The sequence below is a fragment of the Pseudovibrio sp. POLY-S9 genome, from assembly GCF_001431305.1.
In the GTDB taxonomy this organism is placed as follows: Bacteria; Pseudomonadota; Alphaproteobacteria; order Rhizobiales; family Stappiaceae; genus Pseudovibrio.
The window spans coordinates 1-618 of record NZ_LCWX01000244.1; the positions used below are offsets into that span (position 1 = coordinate 1).

At 54.0% G+C, this 618-nt stretch carries 1 protein-coding gene; it reads left to right on the plus strand.

The annotated features are described in order from the left end of the window. Positions 1–66: 66 nt before the first annotated feature. On the plus strand, positions 67–618 hold a 552-nt coding region (gene vgrG / locus PPL9_RS31700; protein ID WP_152986853.1), incomplete at its 3' end, for a type VI secretion system tip protein VgrG.

Sequence of the window (618 nt, forward strand, 5' to 3'; positions counted from 1 at the left end):
TAAGTTCGCCAGATCACTCCTAATTCTTATAGATCCTTTGTTTTTTCTTTTGCCAGTGAGTTTGTTATGAATGCTATTGTCCAAATCCCGCAGCTCTTTCAACAACAAGATCTGGCCTTCACCTTTGCCGCTCCTGCGCAGCCCAACGCGGAGTTGCTGGTCACCGGGTTCTCGGCAACAGAGCGCCTTAACGGGCTCACACAGATCCAGATTGAGCTGGCCAGCCCCGACAATGCGCTGGACTTGCATAGCCTGCTGGATACGCCCGCCACGCTGACCATTCATCATAAATACGAGGGCCTGCGCCATCTCTCCGGAGTGATTGCCGAGATTGCCCGCGGCAATGAAGGCCATCACCGCACCAGTTACTCGCTCACCCTGCTGCCCAGTTTGCACCGGCTGGCCCATGGCTCGGACTGCCGGATCTTCCAGAAGAAAAGCGTGCCCGAGATCGTTAAGATCCTGCTGAAAGAACACGGCGTAGAGGATGTGAAGTGGGATCTGACCGAGTCTCATGAGGCCCGCGAATACTGCGTGCAGTACCGGGAAAGTCACTTAAGCTTTTTAGATCGCATCACGGCAGAAGAAGGCATCTGGTACTACTTCACACATAGTGCC